The sequence below is a fragment of the Nocardia tengchongensis genome, from assembly GCF_054781395.1.
This window is the reverse complement of record NZ_BAAGUM010000004.1, coordinates 577807-594584: the sequence shown is the minus strand read 5'-3', so window position 1 is coordinate 594584 and position 16778 is coordinate 577807. Positions and strand designations below refer to the sequence as shown.

Sequence of the window (16778 nt, the reverse complement as noted above, 5' to 3'; positions counted from 1 at the left end):
GCCGCGGTCAGTGCTTGCGCACGCCGTCGATGAGCAGATGCCGGATGGCGTGGCTGAGATTGTCGACCGCCTTTTCGTCGGGGGTGCGGATGCCGTGCACGATGGCGGCCAGCAGCATGCCGGTGACCGCGCGCGCGGTATTGACGGTGTCGAGATCCGCACGCAGATAACCGCGTTCGACCCCGTGCTCGAGGTAGCCGGCGGTCAGTGAGTCGGCGGTGTCGAGCAGGCCGTAGAGCCGTGCGGTGAGTTCGGAGTCGATGCCGGTGGCCTGGAACAGCAGCAGCTGCGCCACCCGCCGATCCTCGAGGAAGATCCGGTTGAGCGCGTCGCCGATGCGGTCCACCTGCGCCCGGTACTCCTCGAGACTGTCCGCGGCGTCGGGGGCGTTGTCGGTGCCCAGCGATTCGATGATCCGCGCGGCCAGGTCGTCGATGACGTGGTCGATGATGTCGCGCTTGTTCTCGAAGTACCGGTAGAAGGTGCCGTGCCCGATGCCCAGCTCGGCGGCGATGTCGGCGATGCCGGTGGCGTGATAGCCCTTCTCGGCGAAACACGCGAACGCGGTGTCGATGATCTCCCGGCGGAGTTCGGCCTTGCGTCGTTCGATTCTCGAGGATGGCTTCGTCACGAGCCCGATGATACGGTGATCACAAACGGAATGAGATGTCATTCCGTGACATGTGAATCAGTTCATGGCATCAACACAGCTTCAGCGGGAGGTTCGGCGTGGCACCTCAGTACGACGCCATCGTGGTCGGGGCGGGTTTCGGCGGCATGGGTGCGGGCATCGAGCTCGATCGGCTCGGCCTGGGCAACTTCCTGATCCTCGAACGCGAGGACGACCTCGGCGGCACCTGGCACGTCAACCACTACCCGGGCCTGGCCGTCGACATCGCCTCGGTCACCTACTCGTACTCCTTCGAGCCCAACCCGCACTGGTCGCGATTGTTCGCCCCGGGTTCGGAGCTCAAGAAGTACGCCGAACACGTCGCCGACAAATACGACCTGCGCCGGCGCATGCGCTTCGGCACCACCGTCGGCGGCGCGCGCTGGGACGAGGAACAGCACTGGGTGGTCGCGGTCGAGAACGGTGAATCCCTCACCGCGCGTTACCTGATGGCCGCCACCGGCTTCCTGTCCCAGCCCTACACCCCGCCGTTCCCGGGCATCGACAGCTTCGCGGGCAAGATCATCCACACCACCGCGTGGGAGGACGGTTTCGACCTCACCGGCACCAAGGCCGCCATCATCGGGACCGGCGCCACCGCCGTGCAGCTGATCCCCGAGGTCGCCAAGAAGGCGCAGGCGCTCACCGTCTTCCAGCGCACCCCGATCTGGGTCGTCCCCAAGGTCGACGCCCCCATCCCGCCGAGCGTGCAGAAGCTGTTCGAGCGAGTTCCGGTGACGCAGAAGGCCGCTCGCCTGATCAACACCTCCATGCTGGAGGCGCTCATGGTGGTCGGCGTGCTGCACTTCAAGCAGGCCAAGCCGCTCAACAAGGCCGCCGGACTGCTGGCCAAGGCGCACCTGCGCACCCAGGTCCGTGACAAGCAGACCCGCGAGAAGCTCACCCCCGACTACGATTTCGGCTGCAAGCGGCCCACCTTCTCGAACCTGTACTTCAAGACCTTCAACGAGCCGCACGTACGGCTCGAGACCAACTCCATCGAGCGCATCGAACCCGACGGCATCGTCACCGCCGACGGCCACAAGACCGAGGTCGACACCCTCATCCTGGCCACCGGATTCAACCTGTGGGACGTCAACTTCCCGGCCATCGAGATCATCGGCCGCGAGGGGCGCAACCTCGGAAAGTTCTGGCGCGACAACCGTTTCCAGGCCTACGAGGGCATCACCGTGCCGAAGTTCCCCAACTTCGTCAGCCTCAACAGCCCCTACTCCTACAGCGGTCTGTCCTACTTCACCACCATCGAGGCGCAGATGAAGCACATGGCGCGCCTGTTCGGGGAGATGTTCCGCCGCGGCGAGCAGGTCTTCGAGGTCACCGAGCGCGCCAACGCCGAATTCCTGGACCGTGTCACCGACAAGCTCGGCTCGTCGGTGTTCTACGGCGGCGAGTGCTCGACCGCGCGCAGCTACTACTTCAATCAGCACGGTGAGGCCGCGCTGCTGCGCCCGACAAGCACCCTGAACGCCCACCGCGAGGCGTCGAGTTTCCCGCTCGACGACTACAGCTACGGGCAGCAGACCGCCTGAGTCGGACTGTGCGGTCGGAAATATCGGTGCAACCCCGGGTAGCCGGCGAATCAGCCCTGGGCGAAAACCTGGAGGCACTGGGACAGGTCGGCGCGCGTTCTCTCAGGGATTACTGGCAGACTGTCGGGAAACGTACTGACTTACCACTGACCAGGAGCTGACTTCGACGATGGATCTTCTGCTGCCACTGCTGTTGGTTGCCCTGCTCATCCCCATGTTCCTCGGTGTACGCCGCCAGAAACGGGAGATGGCGAAGGTCACCGACATGCAGGACGCCCTGAAGGTCGGCGACCGGGTGGTCACCACGTCGGGTCTGTTCGGCACCGTGGTCGAACTCGATGACAGCACCGTCGATCTGGAGATCGCCGAAGAGGTCGTCACCACCTGGCTGCGCAAGTCGGTGCTCGAGGTTCGCAACGAGGACGAGGCCACCGACACCGAGGCCGTCGAGGCCGAGGACGCCGTCCCCGCGGACACCGCCACCCCCGCCGAAGCCGCCGACGACGCGCCGCGGCTGACCAAGGACTGAACACATCCAGCGCCATCGGCCGCTCCGGGAGACCGGCGGCCGGTGGCGCTGCGGCGTGTACCCGCACGTTCCACCTTCCATCCCGCCTAGGAGAAAAGTACTGTGCCACCTTCTCAGGGAACGGCGCATCCGCTGCGTTTGCTCGGTGTATACGCCGCGCTGGTGGCTTTGATGTTCGGCCTCATCTTCTTCACCGGCGACAAGCACCACACGCCGAAGCTCGGCATCGATCTGCAGGGCGGTACCCGGGTCACCCTGACCGCCCGCACCCCGGACGGCGGTAAGCCCAGCCAGGACAGCCTGAAGAAGGCCCAGGACATCATCGAGAAGCGCGTCAACGGACTCGGCGTCGCCGGGTCCGAAGTCGTCATCGAGGGTGACAACCTGGTGATCACGGTGCCCGGCGAGGACGGCGGGCAGGCGAAGTCGCTGGCCACCACCGCCAAGCTGTACGTGCGCCCGGTGCTCAACGTCACCGCGCCGCAGGTCGGCAAGCAGGCCCAGCCGCAGCCGACTCCGGCGGCCACGCCGAGCACCGCTCCGGCCGCGCCCAGCACCACCGCCTCCGCGCCGACCACCTCGGCCGAGGCGCCGGCCCCGCAGAACCGGGTGTTCCCGGAGCAGGCCCCGACCACTCCTTCTCCCGCTCCGGCGCCGAGCCCGCAGCAGTTGCAGCAGGAGATCGCGGCCGCGAAGGCGTTGCGGCAGAGCACCGATCAGACGGTGCAGTTGCAGGCCATGGCCACCATGGACTGCTCGAAGCCCGATCCGCTGCAGGGCAATGACGACCCGAACCTGCCGCTGGTGGCCTGCAGCAGCGACGGCACCGAGGTCTACCTGCTCGACAAGTCCAAGCTGGACGGCCAGGAGATCAAGAACGCTTCCGGCACACTGGATTCGCGTCAGGGCCGCTGGGTGGTGGACGTCGAGTTCAAGTCGAGCGGTTCCGATACCTGGGGCAAGCTGACCAACGAGTACGTCGGCAAGCAGCTGGCCTTCGCGCTCGACACCAAGGTGGTCAGTGCGCCGCGGGTCGAGTCCGGTAACCAGTTCGGCGGTAGCACGCAGATCAGCGGCAACTTCAACGCGACGACCTCCAAGGAGCTCGCGAACTCCCTGAAGTACGGCTCGCTGCCGCTGTCGTTCACCACCTCCGAGGCCGAGACGGTCTCGGCGACGCTGGGCATGTCCTCGCTGCGCGCGGGCCTGATCGCCGGCGCGATCGGCTTGGTGGCGGTGCTGCTGTACTGCCTGCTCTACTACCGCATGCTCGGCTTCCTGGCCGGCTTCTCGCTGCTCGCGGCGGGTGTGGCGGTGTACGCGCTGATCGTGCTGCTGGGCCGCTGGATCGGGTTCACCCTCGACCTCGCCGGTATCGCGGGTCTGATCATCGGTATCGGTATGACAGCGGACTCGTTCGTCGTCTTCTTCGAACGCATCAAGGACCAGATGCGTGAAGGCCGCAGTTTCCGTTCCGCGGTGCCGCGCGGCTGGCAGCGCGCGCAGCGCACCAACCTCTCGGGTAAGACGGTCTCGCTGATCGCTTCCGCGGTGCTGTACGTGCTGGCCGCGGGCCAGGTGAAGGGTTTCGCCTTCACCCTCGGTGTCACCACCGTGCTCGACGTCATCGTCCTGTACCTGGTGACCGCGCCGCTGATGATGCTGGTCTCGCGGTCGCCGTTCTGGGCCAAGCCGTCGGTGAACGGCCTGGGCGCAATTACAGATCTGGCACAGGAACGCAAGGCCACGGCCCGCGTCCTGGTGAAGGAGGCGTGATCATGGCCAAGTCCTCACCCATCATGGTGGATTCCGATTCGGAACTCGATTATGAGTCCGCGCCGATGGACAAGCGGCACAGCCTGTTCGAACGGCTCTACACCGGTACCGGTGGCTTCGAGATCGTCGGCAAGCGCAAGATCTACTACGGCATCGCGGCGGCGCTGATCGCCATCGCGATGGCCAGCATGGTGTTCAAGGGCTTCACCCTGGGCATCGACTTCGCGGGCGGTTCGCGGATTCAGCTGCCCGCCGCCGACAACGTCACCACCTCCAAGGTGGAGGACGTGTACCGGACCGCGCTCGGCCACGACCCGGTGACCGTGCAGAAGGTGGGCTCGGGCTCCTCGGCCACCATCCAGGTCCGTTCGGACACGCTGAATGCCGAGCAGGCCGACAAACTGCAGAACGCGCTGTTCGATGCCTTCCAGCCGAAGGATCGCAACGATCAGCCCAGCCGCAGCGCCATCAGCGTCGCGGAGATCAGCGAGACCTGGGGTGGCCAGGTCACCCAGAAGGCGCTGCTCGCCCTGGTCGTGTTCGTCGCATTGACCATGCTGTACATCGCGATTCGCTTCGAACGGGACATGTCCTTCGCGGCCATCGCCTCGCTGTTCTTCAACCTGATCGTGACGGCCGGCGTCTACTCGCTGGTCGGTTTCGAGGTGACGCCGGCCGCGGTCATCGGTCTGCTCACGATTCTGGGCTACGTGCTCTACGACAATGTCGTCGTCTTCGACAAGGTCGAGGAGAACACCAAGGGCGTGCTGCACCTGAGCAAGCACACCTACGGGGAGAAGGCGAACCTGGCGGCCAACCAGACGCTGATGCGGTCGATCAACACCACCGTCATCGGCATCCTGCCGATCATCGGCATGCTGGTGGTCGCGGTGTGGCTGCTCGGCGTCGGCACCCTGAAGGACCTGGCGCTGGTGCAGCTGGTCGGCATGATCGTGGGTGGCTACTCGTCGATCTTCTTCGCCGTGCCGATCCTGGTCTCCATCAAGGAGACCTGGGGTCCGGTGGCCGCGCACACCAAGAAGGTGCTCAACCGCCGCTCGGGTGGCGCTCAGGTGCGGGTCGGCGCGGCGGCGGTCGCCTCGCCCGATGGCATCGCGCGTGAGCGCGGACCGCGTCAGAGCTCCGGGGCGCCGCGTCCCGGCGCCCGGCCGAGCGGGAAACGACAGAATCGACGGCACTGAGCGCGCAGGGGGTTCGCGGGTGAAACAAGACCAGAGGGTTGTCGTGCGCCGGACCGCCGTCGCGCTGATGGCGGGCACGCTCGCCGCCGGCGCGCTGGCGGGCTGCGCAGGCAAGAACCAGGTGCCCTCCATCGGGTACGGCGTGGACGCGGTCGTCGCCTCCTACAACGGCGGCAGCGCGCTCGGCGCGAACAGCGGTGCGGCCGCGGTGTTCTCGCGGGTGCTGACCGGGTTCTTCTACACCGGACCCGATGGGCAGCCGGTGGCCGACACCGACACCGGCACCGCCAAGGAGGTACCGGGCGAGGCGCAGACCATCCAGTACCGGCTCAACCCGGAGGGCGTCTACTCCGACGGCATCCCCACCTCGTGCGACGACCTGGTGCTGACCTGGGCCGCCCGCAGCGGGCGATTCACCAAACCCGCACCGGGCGGGCCCGTTCCGCTCTTCGACGCCGCGAGCACCGACGGGTACCGCGACATCGAACGCGTGGACTGCCAGCCCGGATCCAAGGACGCCACCGTCCTGTTCCGGCCGGGCAAGCATTACGCGGCGTGGAAGACGCTGTTCAACGCCGCGGAGCTGATGCCCGCGCACGTGGTCGCCACCCAGGTGAAGGTCCCGAACGTGGTGACGCCGGTGCAGACCGGCGATCAGCCCACCCTCGAGCGGGTCGCCGACTTCTGGAACAACGGCTGGAAGCTGGCCCCCGGCAAGCTGGATCTGACGGTGCTGCCGTCCTCGGGGCCGTACCGGATCGACTCCTTCGGTGACAAGGACGGTCTGGTCCTGGTCAAGAACGAGAAGTGGTGGGGCAATCAGCCCAAGACGCCGCGGATCGTGGTGTGGGACCGGCACTCCGACCTGAAGGCCAAGGTTTCCGACAACTCCGTCGGCGTCCTGGACGTCGGCGCGGGCTCGCTCGGTGACGTGAGTCTGGGCGGGTTCCACAAGGAGAACCTGCCGGGTCGCGGCGTCGAACAGCTGGTGCTCGCCACCGGCGGCGTGTTCGGCGGCGCGGACGCGCGCCGGGCCTTCGCCTCGTGCGTGCCGCGGCAGGCGCTGTTCGAGAAGTTCGGGCATCCGGACTACACCGTCAAGATCGGCCTGGGCTCCGGGCCGCTCAATTCGCGGACCGTGCAACAGGATTCGGTGTACTACCAGTCGATCTCGGGTGCGGGCGACAAGTACAAGGGCGACGGCACCGCCGCGCAGGCCGCCGCGTCCTCGAGCCTGGCCAACCAGACGGTGCGCATCGGCTACGTCAAGCCCGACGAGCGCCGCGCGGCCATGGTCGCCGCCATCGCCGACGCCTGCAAGGCCGCCGGCGTGAACGTGATCGACGCGGGCGCACCGGATTTAACCGCCTCGCAGCTCACCGAGGGCAAGGTGGACGCGATCCTGGGCGGCACCGCGGCCATACCGGGACCCTCCGGAACCCTGGGCGCGACCGACGCCATCGCCGCGCTGCGCACCGGCGCGGGCCTGAATTTCGGGCGATTCGGCAACGGCCGCTACGATGCCATCGCGGATCAGCTTGCGGCGGAGGACAACTCGACAGTCGTGCTGAACCTGCTGAACGAGCAGGAGAACCTGCTCTGGAGCGAGATGCCGTCGGTTCCGCTGTTCGCCTCCCCCCGCACCATCGGGTTCGGCAACGGCATGGAGAACGGCATCGCCGGCGCCACGAAAGCGGGCGCGGGCTGGAATATGGATCGCTGGGTACTGAAACGGTAAATGTGCCGGACCGGCGTGGTGATGAGGAGTGGGTGTAAATGAGCAAGCACGAAATGCTGGAGACGGCCGAACTGGTGGGGGAGCGGGCCGCCCGCGCCGAGGAAGCCGTACAGCGGCTGACCCGCTGGCACGATGACTTCCCGACGCCGGGAGTGCGTTTCGCCGACCTGACCCCGGTGTTCGCCGACTCCGCCGGTTTCCGTGCGGTGCTCGATTGCTTCGCCACCTGCGCGCCCGACGCCGACCTGGTCGCCGGTGTCGACGCGCGCGGCTTCCTGCTGGGCGCGGGCGTGGCCGCCATCCTCGGCACCGGCGTGGTCGCGGTCCGCAAGGCCGGCAAGCTGCCGCCGCCGGTCATCTCCCGGGAGTACACCCTCGAATACGGTTCGGCCGCACTGGAGATCCCCGCCGACGGCATCGACCTGAAGGGTCGCAAGGTGCTGTTGCTCGACGACGTGCTCGCCACCGGCGGCACCCTCGCCGCGGCGGCCGAGCTGTTCATCGCAGCCGGGGCCGAAGTGACCGCGGCCGCGGTGGTGCTCGAGCTCGGTTTCCTCAATGGCCGTGAGCGCCAGGGGGATTACCCGGTGACCTCGATCGTCAAGCTCTGACTCGCACCCGGTGTCGTCGCCCGCCGTTCAGCGGGCGACGACGCGGGCGACGAAGCCGCTGACGATCAGCCAGAAGATCGCTGCCAGACCGTAATCCAGGATGATGTCGAAGTCGACGCTGCCGGTGTGGAACAGCCCCGGGAAGAACAGTGCCAGTGGTTCGGCCAGCCCCTTGATGAAGACGAAGAACTTGTTCGACTGGTCGGCATCGAGGACCAGCATCAGGATGTAGACGCCCTCGATGAGGGCGAACAGCGCGCCGACGCCGCTGATGATGCGAGCGGCGTGGACTTCATTGCGGGCCACGTACGGCATACCTACAGGGATGCCCGCCGGATGCCCGTTGAAACCGACACGAGGTCCGCTTCGGAAAAACACGCAGGTGCGGGGCGGGAGTTGCGCGGGTCCGTGAAACCGCGTGTCCGCCATGGCATGATGTCCCGGTGATGAGCGCGGTGGCCGGGAGCGTTCGGGCGTGAAGCCCAAATTCCTCGTGGGTGGGGCGATCTGCCTGGTGCTGGGTGTGATGACGCTGCTGTTGGTCATCATTCTGCCCGCCAGTGAGACCAGTTGCGGTCCCGGCGCACCGGCGCTGCCCGCCCTCACCTCCGCGCGGACCGAACCCAGCTGCCCGTCCACCGGCTCGCCCGTCGAAGCCGGTCTGGCCGAGGGCGCGCTGCGCGTGCTGCGCTGCACGGTCGCCCGCTTCGGGATGATGGACATGCGCGGGCTGGTGGACGACGACTCGACGCCGGACCTGAAGGCCGGTCGCGCCGTCGAATTCATCGTCGGCGGCGATTCCGGCAAGGGCGACGCCATCGTGTCGTTCCTGCAGGAGAACGCCGCCGCCTTCCACATCGACTACCTGATCTGGAAGCAGCGCAGCTGGACTCCCGGCGCGGCCGCCGGCATCCAGTGGTCCCCGCTGGGCGATCGCGGCGACGCCGCCCGCAACCGCCTGGACCGCGTGCAGGTCACCGTCAAGGACGCGGCCCCCACCTCCACCGTGCTCGCGCCCGCCAACGCCGCCATGGCCGCCGCACCCGGGACCGTGAACGAGGCGGGCAGCCTCACCGGCGCGGGACGTCACCAATACCCGCTCGCCGCAGGCACATTCACCGTCAGTGACGTCTTCGGTGCGCGCGGCGGCACGCACCTGGGAGTCGACCTGGCCGCTGCCGCGGGCACCCCGATCTACGCGGCCGCCGATGGCTTGGTGGTGGCTTCGGGCGCGGCCTCCGGATTCGGCGACTGGGTGGTCATCGACTCCCTCGACGCCGGCGGCCGCCGCTACTCCACCGTGTACGGCCACATGTACGAGAACGGCATCTTCGTGCGCACCGGCGACATCGTGCAGATGGGCCGCCACATCGCCGATGTCGGCAGCAATGGCGAATCCTCGGGCCCGCACCTGCATTTCGAGCTGGTGCCGGGCGGACGACTGACCGGCGGGCGTCAGGTCGACCCGATGCCGTGGCTGGCCGGCGGCAGCATCCCCGCGCCCGGAGGACCCTACTGCGAGAACGGATTCGGCACCGCTGGCGGCAATCTCGCCGCCGGGAAGGTGCCCGCAGAACTCGAGGTCTGGTACCGCCGCGCGGGCTCGCTGTGCCCGGAGATCGGGGCGTCCCTGCTCGCCGCCCAGGGCCAGGCCGAGTCCGGGTTCCGCACCGACGCGGTCTCCCCGGACGGCGCGCAGGGCATCGCCCAGTTCATGCCCGGCACCGCCCGGGCCCTCGCACCCGACGGACAGCCCTACGTCATCGACGCCGACGGCAAGGGCTACGCCAGCGTGCTGGATCCGGCCGACGCCATCATCGGGCAGGGCCGCTACATGTGCGCCATCGCCAAGACCATCGAGGGCTGGATGGCCGCGGGCAAGGTGTCCGGTGACCTGACCGCGCTCACCATCGCCGCCTACAACGCGGGCGAGGGCGCGGTGCTGGCCTCGGGCGGCATGCCCAACCAGATCTCGCGGCACTACACCGAGACCCGGCCCTACGTGGCGCGGATCCTGGCCGCCGAACCCGGCTTCCGCAGCCTCGGCAGCGAGGGGCGCTTCCAGGCCGACCAGCACGCCGACCTGGGCCCGCAGATCGTGGCCGCGGGCGAGCAATGGCTCGGGACGCCGTATGTGTTCGGCGGCGGCGGGCCGGGCGGCCCCAGCGACGGCGGATTCGACCAGGCCGGGTTCACCGCGGCGGCGGTGTTCGCGGGCAGCGGCAGCACGATCACGCTGCCGCGTACCGCCGAACAGCAGTGGGAACAGGGCATCGAGGTGTCGTTGCTGTCGGCCAAGCCCGGTGACCTGGTGTTCGGTTCCTTCGGGCCGCGCGGGCCCTCCGATGTCGGGATCTACACCGGTGGCGGCCACATGCTGCACGCCGAATCCGGCGGCAAGGTCGTCGAGGTGCCGCTCAGCACGGGGATGAAGGCCCGCCGCATCGGCCGCTGAACGGGGTTGGCCCGACCATTCGGGACATGTACCATCCCTATTCATGTTGATGGGTGAAGGCGTCGAATGGGGGCTGCACTGCTGCGTGGCGCTGGCCTGGCTCGACGATCACGCGCCGATCGCCACCGCGCGGTTGGCGGAGATCTTCGAACTGCCGCCCGAGTACCTGAAGAAGCGGCTGCAGCCCCTGGTGCGGGAAGGGATTCTCGACTCCACGCCCGGCGCGCGCGGGGGATACCGGCTCGCGCGGGCACCCGAACGCCTCACCCTGATGGACGTGGTCGCCGCCGTCGAGGGTCGCACGGAAGCCTTCCGGTGCACCGAGATTCGCCGCCGCGGCGCCGGGGCCGCCCGCGCGAGTACGGAATTCGACAAGCCCTGCGGCATCGCCGCGGCCATGGGGCGCGCCGAACTCGCCTGGCGGCGCGAGCTGTCGGCTCAGACCGTGGCCGACCTGATGGCCGCAACCCCGGCCAGCGCCTCGAAATACACGCGGCGCTTCTATGAAAGCGTGACCGGCTGACCCGGTCGTGGCGTCAGGGAACCGACCCGGCTCGCGCCGGGTTTTTTCGGAAGGAGATTCGGGATGTCAAATATCCCGGTTGTTTCGGGGGCCATCTCGGCCCGACCCGCCGCCGCGGGGGTCGTGCCCGGAGGGCAGGCCGATAGCGCGGCTGTAGGGGTGAAGTGCTCTGTCACTCAGGGCGAATACAGCGCGGCGGCCCATGTCGGCAGCAGTGCCGCGCGAGCCGGTGGCGCGGGCGCGGCGCAGGCCGGGAGTGTGAGCGCGTGGGATGGGTTGCGTCGCACGGGAATTCTGGCGCTGGGGACCTTCGCGGTCGGCACCGATTCGTTCATCCTCGCGGGATTCCTGCCGGATCTGGCCGGGACGCTGGAGGTTTCGACGGCAACGGCGGGACTGGCGGTGACGGTGTTCGCCGCCGCGTACGCGGTCGGGTCGCCGGTGCTGGCGACGCTGACCGCGCGGTTGCCGCGGCGGACGCTGCTGGTGTCGGCGTTGCTGCTGCTGGCGCTGTCGAATCTCGGCTCGGCGCTGGCCCCGGTGTTCTGGGTGCTGCTGGCGACTCGGATCGCCGCCGCGCTCGGGGCGGCGGCGTTCACGCCGAACGCGGGCGCGGTGGCTGCCGCGTTGGTGCCGCCCGAGGCGCGGGCACGAGCCCTCGCGGTGGTTGTCGGCGGTCTGACCATCGCCACCGCGCTCGGTGTGCCGCTGGGGGAAATGCTGGGGCGCTGGTTGGGCTGGCGGTCGGCGCTGATCGGGGTCGCGGTGGTGTGCCTGGTGGCCGCGGCCGGTGTGGCGGCGTGGGTGCCCGCGCTGCCGGGGAATCCGGTTGTGCCACTGGCGGCCCGGCTCGCGGTGCTGCGTAACCGGTCGGTCGTGGCGGTGCTGCCGGTGACCGTGCTGGGGATGTGCGCCGCGTATGTCGTGTACGCGTACGCGGTTCCGGCCTTGGGGGCCTTGGGAATCGGGGTGGGCGCCACGGCGTGGGTGCTGATGCTCTACGGGCTGGGCGCGGTCGCGGGCAACCTGTCCTCGGGTTACGCCACCGACCGGTTCGGCGCCGCCCGGGTGTTGACCGCGGGATACGCGGCGATGGCCGTCGCGCTGGGAATCATGGGCGTGCTGGCCGCGACCGGGACGCACCTGCCCGCCCTGGTCGGGGTGCTGGCGGTGGGCTGGGGTGCGGCGAGTTGGTGCCAGACGCCGGCGCAGCAGCATCGCCTCATCGCGGCCGCGCCACAGGAGCCCGGGCTGGTGGTGGCCTTGAACGCCTCGTGTATCTATTTCGGGATCGGCGCGGGGACGCTGCTGGGCGGGTCGACCCTGGCGCACGGCGCGACTGCCATGTTCGGTGTGGCGGCCGCGTTCGCGGTGGTGACGCTCGGATATCTGCGCCTCACCGTGTGATGAGCGGCGCTGAGACTCGGCTCACGGAAATATGTTCTTGCCCTGCCCCGTTGATCACGGTTACCGTAGTTCGGTTCTCATTCCCGTCTGATCGGAGACATGCCGTTGCTCTTCTGAGCTGATCGCCGAGTGGCCCGCAATCGCGCGCCGCATTCGCTCATGCTCTGGAGGCCCGCATGTCCATGCCTGTTATTTCTGTTTCCGATCTCACCTTCGCGTGGCCCGACGGCACCCCCGTGTTCGATGGACTCGACGCCCAGTTCGGGCCCGGTCACGTCGGCCTGGTGGGCACCAACGGCGCGGGGAAATCGACCCTGTTCCGGCTGATCACCGGGGAATTGCGCGCTGCGCGCGGTTCGGTGACCGTGCCGGGACGGTTCGGGTACCTGCGCCAGGATCTGGGGCTGGCCGCGGGGCAGCGGGTCGATGAGGTGCTCGGGCTGGCCGGGATTCGGAAGGCATTGCACCGCATCGAATCCGGGACCGGCACCGAGACCGACTTCGAGACCGTCGGCGCCGCCTGGGATATCGAGGAACGCGCCGTGGCGCTGCTCGGCCGACTCGGATTGCATTACGTCGCAGGTGATGTCGCGCAGCTCGATCGCCGCCTGGACACGCTGTCCGGTGGTGAGACGGTGCTGCTCGGCCTGGTCGCCGAACTGCTGCGCGAGCCCGACGTGTTGCTGCTCGACGAACCCACCAACAATCTCGATCAGGTGGCGCGCGAACGCCTCTACGAGGTCGTGGGCCAGTTCCCCGGCACCGTGCTGACCGTCAGCCACGACCGGGAACTGCTCGACCGGGTCACCACCATCGCCGAGCTGCGGCACGGCGCGGTGCGGGTCTTCGGCGGCAACTACACCGACTACGAGCGGATCATCGACGCCGAGCAGGAGGCGGCCCGGGCCGCGATCCGCGAGGCGCGCAGCGACGTTCGCAAGCAGTCACGCGAACTCGTCGAAGCCCGCATCAAACTCGACCGTCGCCAGCGCTACGGGCAGAAGATGTGGGACCAGAAACGCGAACCCAAGATCGTCATGGGGGCGCGCAAGCGCGCGGCCGAGGTGTCGGCGGGCAAGCTGCGCAACAACCATCTCGGCAAGGTCGACGAAGCCAAGGACCATCTGACCGACATGCAGGACCGGCTGCGCGACGACCGGGAGATCCGCGTCGACCTGCCTGGCACCCGCCTGTATCCGGGGCAGGACGTGATCGAGCTGACCCAGGCGCGGCTGCCGTGCGGTCCCACGGTGACCCTGAAAGTGTCCGGGCCCGAACGCATCGCGCTCACCGGGCGCAACGGCATCGGCAAAACCACGCTGCTGCACCGCATCCGGGAGGAAGGACCGGCCGTGCCGTGGCGCATGCTGCCGCAACGCCTGGACGTCTTCGACGAATCGATGACCGTCTTCGAGAACGTCGCGGCCGCCGCGCCGCACGCCGCACCTGAGCGGATCCGCGCCCAGCTGGCCCGGTTCCTGTTCCGCGGCACCGACGCCGACGTGGTGGCCGCGGCCCTGTCGGGCGGCGAACGGTTGCGGGCGGCGCTGGCCATGCTGTTGCTGGCCGAGCCCGCGCCCAAACTGCTGCTGCTCGACGAGCCGACCAACAACCTGGATCTGCCCAGCCTCGCCCATCTCACCGAGGCGCTGGCGAGCTTCCAGGGCGCGCTCGTGGTGGTCAGTCACGATCCGCGTTTCCTGGCCGGGATCGGGGTGACACGACGGCTGGAACTGACCCGCGACGGGCTGGAGGAGAGTCCGAGCGAACAGTGAGCAGGACGGGTATCGTTCATCGCTCCGGAGCGGTTCGCACCGGCGGTGATCGGCGCCCCGGTCGGGATCCGATTCCAGGACTAAAGTGGATGATCTGGGTGGTTGAACGGTCCGATATGGTTTTCCGATCGAGGCCGCGAACGGAGGTGGCATGACACAGCATCTGGAGAAGGCGAACTCGGGGCAATCGCCCGACGAAGGGTCCGCCACCCCAGCGGCCAACGCTCCATCCGCTCAGCCGGCGGCCGCTGCCCGCAACACCACCGCAGTCCCCACCTCCGCTTCCCGTCGCGTCCGCGCGCGCCTGGCCCGGCGGATGACCGGGCAGCGCGGTATCGCCGCCGTCAAGCCGGTGCTGGAACCGCTCGCCAGCGTGCACCGCGAGCTGTACCCGAAGGCGAATCTGGCGCTGCTGCAACGGGCTTTCGACGTCGCCGACGAAAAGCACGCCCACCAGTTCCGCAAGTCCGGTGACCCGTACATCACGCACCCGCTGGCCGTCGCGAACATCCTGGCCGAGCTGGGCATGGACACCACCACGCTGGTGGCCGCGCTGCTGCACGACACCGTCGAGGACACCGGGTACGCGCTCGACGACCTGACCGCCGAATTCGGCACCGAGGTCGCCCACCTGGTCGACGGTGTCACCAAGCTGGACAAGGTCAACCTGGGCGCCGCGGCCGAGGCCGAGACCATCCGCAAGATGATCATCGCCATGGCCCGCGACCCCCGCGTGCTGGTGATCAAGGTCGCCGACCGGTTGCACAACATGCGCACCATGCGTTTCCTGCCGCCGGAGAAGCAGGCCAAGAAGGCGCGCGAAACCCTCGAGGTGATCGCGCCGCTGGCCCACCGCCTCGGTATGGCCACGGTCAAGTGGGAGCTCGAGGACCTCGCGTTCGCGATCCTGCACCCCAAGAAGTACGACGAGATCGTGCGGCTGGTCGCCGACCGCGCGCCCTCGCGCGACACCTACCTGGCCAAGGTGCGGGCCGAGATCGTCAACACCCTCGCCTCGAGCCGCATCAACGCGGTGGTCGAGGGCCGGCCCAAGCACTACTGGTCGATCTACCAGAAGATGATCGTCAAGGGGAAGGACTTCGACGACATCCACGACCTGGTCGGCATCCGCATCCTCTGCGACGAGGTGCGCGACTGCTACGCCGCGGTCGGCGTCGTGCACTCGCTGTGGCAGCCCATGGCCGGGCGGTTCAAGGACTACATCGCCCAGCCGCGCTACGGCGTGTACCAGTCGCTGCACACCACCGTGGTCGGCCCCGACGGCAAGCCCCTGGAAGTGCAGATCCGCACCCAGGACATGCACCGGACCGCCGAGTTCGGCATCGCCGCGCACTGGCGGTACAAGGAGACCAAGGGCAAGCACTCCAACGACTCCACCGAAGTCGACGACATGGCGTGGATGCGTCAGCTGCTCGACTGGCAGCGGGAAGCGGCCGACCCGGCCGAATTCCTGGAGTCGCTGCGCTTCGACCTGAAGTCGCCGGAGATCTTCGTGTTCACCCCCAAGGGCGACGTGATCACGCTGCCGCAGAAGTCCACCCCGGTCGACTTCGCCTACGCCGTGCACACCGAGGTCGGGCACCGCTGCATCGGCGCCCGCGTCAACGGCCGCCTGGTCGCGCTGGAACGGCAGTTGGAGAACGGCGAGGTCGTCGAGATCTTCACCTCCAAGGCGCAGAACGCCGGACCCTCGCGGGACTGGTCGAACTTCGTGGTGTCCCCGCGCGCCAAGGCCAAGATCCGGCAGTGGTTCGCCAAGGAACGCCGCGAGGAGGCCCTGGAAGCGGGCAAGGACGCGATCAGCAAGGAGGTCCGTCGCTCGGGCCTGCCGCTGCAGCGTCTGATGAGCGTCGACGCCATGAGCGCCCTCGCGCACGAGCTGCACTACACCGACATCTCGGCGCTCTACGCCGCGGTCGGCGAGAACCAGGTGTCCGCGCACCACGTCGTGCAGCGGCTCATGGCCCAGCTCGGCGGCGTCAGCGACGTCGAGAACGAACTGGCCGAGCGGTCCACGCCGTCCACGGTGCCCGCCCGCCAGCGCACCACCGGGGACGCCGGCGTGGAGATCCCGGGCGCGCCCGGCACCGTCTCCAAGCTGGCCAAGTGCTGCACCCCGGTGCCCGGCGACGAGATCATGGGCTTCGTGACCCGCGGCGGCGCGGTCAGCGTGCACCGAACCGACTGCACCAACGCCGACTCGCTGCGCTCGGAACCCGAACGCATCATCGAGGTGAAGTGGGCGCCGTCGCCGTCGTCGGTGTTCCTGGTCGCGATCCAGATCGAGGCGCTCGACCGCACGCGGCTGCTCTCCGATGTCACCAAGGTGCTGGCCGACGAGAAGGTCAACATCCTGTCCGCGGCGGTCACCACCTCCGGTGACCGGGTCGCCATCTCCAAGTTCACCTTCGAGATGGGCGACCCGAAGCACCTCGGGCATCTGCTCAATGTGGTCCGCAATGTGGAAGGCGTCTACGACGTCTACCGCGTGACCTCGGCGGCCTGACCCCCACCTGCTTCG

General features: G+C 68.5%; 13 protein-coding genes. 11 read left to right on the top strand and 2 right to left on the bottom strand.

Features of this window, described 5'->3' with window-relative positions; genetic code table 11:
• Positions 1–7: 7 nt before the first annotated feature.
• Positions 8–673: a TetR/AcrR family transcriptional regulator gene (locus ACYVKL_RS07995; RefSeq protein ID WP_379169574.1), complete on the bottom strand. Its 666-nt coding sequence runs from the start codon at positions 671–673 to the stop codon at positions 8–10.
• Between the two features lie 56 nt (positions 674–729).
• Between ACYVKL_RS07995 and ACYVKL_RS07990 the strand changes: the two genes are divergently transcribed.
• The 6 genes from ACYVKL_RS07990 (at position 730) to ACYVKL_RS07965 (ending at position 8076) form a co-directional block, all read left to right on the top strand.
• On the top strand, positions 730–2220 hold the full coding sequence (locus tag ACYVKL_RS07990; RefSeq protein ID WP_379169572.1) for a flavin-containing monooxygenase: 1491 nt from the start codon (positions 730–732) through the stop codon (positions 2218–2220).
• Between the two features lie 169 nt (positions 2221–2389).
• On the top strand, positions 2390–2749 hold the full coding sequence (gene yajC, locus ACYVKL_RS07985; protein WP_379169570.1) for a preprotein translocase subunit YajC: 360 nt from the start codon (positions 2390–2392) through the stop codon (positions 2747–2749).
• A gap of 102 nt (positions 2750–2851) precedes the next feature.
• Positions 2852–4525 carry a protein translocase subunit SecD gene (secD, locus tag ACYVKL_RS07980; protein WP_213556342.1) on the top strand — a complete coding sequence of 558 codons (1674 nt, stop codon included), beginning with the start codon at positions 2852–2854 and terminating at the stop codon, positions 4523–4525.
• A 2-nt stretch (positions 4526–4527) separates the two neighbouring features.
• Positions 4528–5727: a protein translocase subunit SecF gene (gene secF / locus ACYVKL_RS07975; protein ID WP_379169568.1), complete on the top strand. Its 1200-nt coding sequence runs from the start codon at positions 4528–4530 to the stop codon at positions 5725–5727.
• A 67-nt stretch (positions 5728–5794) separates the two neighbouring features.
• Positions 5795–7465, top strand: a complete 1671-nt coding sequence (locus ACYVKL_RS07970) for an ABC transporter substrate-binding protein (RefSeq protein WP_379169880.1) — start codon at positions 5795–5797, stop codon at positions 7463–7465.
• 38 nt (positions 7466–7503) lie between these two features.
• Positions 7504–8076, top strand: a complete 573-nt coding sequence (locus ACYVKL_RS07965; protein ID WP_379169567.1) for an adenine phosphoribosyltransferase — start codon at positions 7504–7506, stop codon at positions 8074–8076.
• Positions 8077–8103: 27 nt separating this feature from the next.
• Here the strand turns inward: ACYVKL_RS07965 and ACYVKL_RS07960 are convergent, their stop codons facing one another.
• Positions 8104–8382 carry a hypothetical protein gene (locus tag ACYVKL_RS07960; protein WP_379169565.1) on the bottom strand — a complete coding sequence of 93 codons (279 nt, stop codon included), beginning with the start codon at positions 8380–8382 and terminating at the stop codon, positions 8104–8106.
• A 169-nt stretch (positions 8383–8551) separates the two neighbouring features.
• Between ACYVKL_RS07960 and ACYVKL_RS07955 the strand changes: the two genes are divergently transcribed.
• From ACYVKL_RS07955 to ACYVKL_RS07935, 5 genes are all read left to right on the top strand, one after another.
• Positions 8552–10531, top strand: a complete 1980-nt coding sequence (locus tag ACYVKL_RS07955) for a peptidoglycan DD-metalloendopeptidase family protein (RefSeq protein ID WP_379169563.1) — start codon at positions 8552–8554, stop codon at positions 10529–10531.
• Positions 10532–10574: 43 nt separating this feature from the next.
• Complete coding sequence (locus tag ACYVKL_RS07950; RefSeq protein WP_379169561.1) at positions 10575–11054, top strand: RrF2 family transcriptional regulator; 480 nt, start codon at positions 10575–10577, stop codon at positions 11052–11054.
• Positions 11055–11213: 159 nt separating this feature from the next.
• Positions 11214–12461, top strand: coding sequence for an MFS transporter (locus ACYVKL_RS07945; protein ID WP_379169559.1), 1248 nt, complete (start codon positions 11214–11216; stop codon positions 12459–12461).
• A gap of 176 nt (positions 12462–12637) precedes the next feature.
• On the top strand, positions 12638–14236 hold the full coding sequence (locus ACYVKL_RS07940; RefSeq protein ID WP_379169558.1) for an ABC-F family ATP-binding cassette domain-containing protein: 1599 nt from the start codon (positions 12638–12640) through the stop codon (positions 14234–14236).
• A 151-nt stretch (positions 14237–14387) separates the two neighbouring features.
• Positions 14388–16763, top strand: coding sequence for a RelA/SpoT family protein (locus ACYVKL_RS07935; RefSeq protein WP_379169557.1), 2376 nt, complete (start codon positions 14388–14390; stop codon positions 16761–16763).
• The last annotated feature ends 15 nt before the right edge of the window (positions 16764–16778 follow it).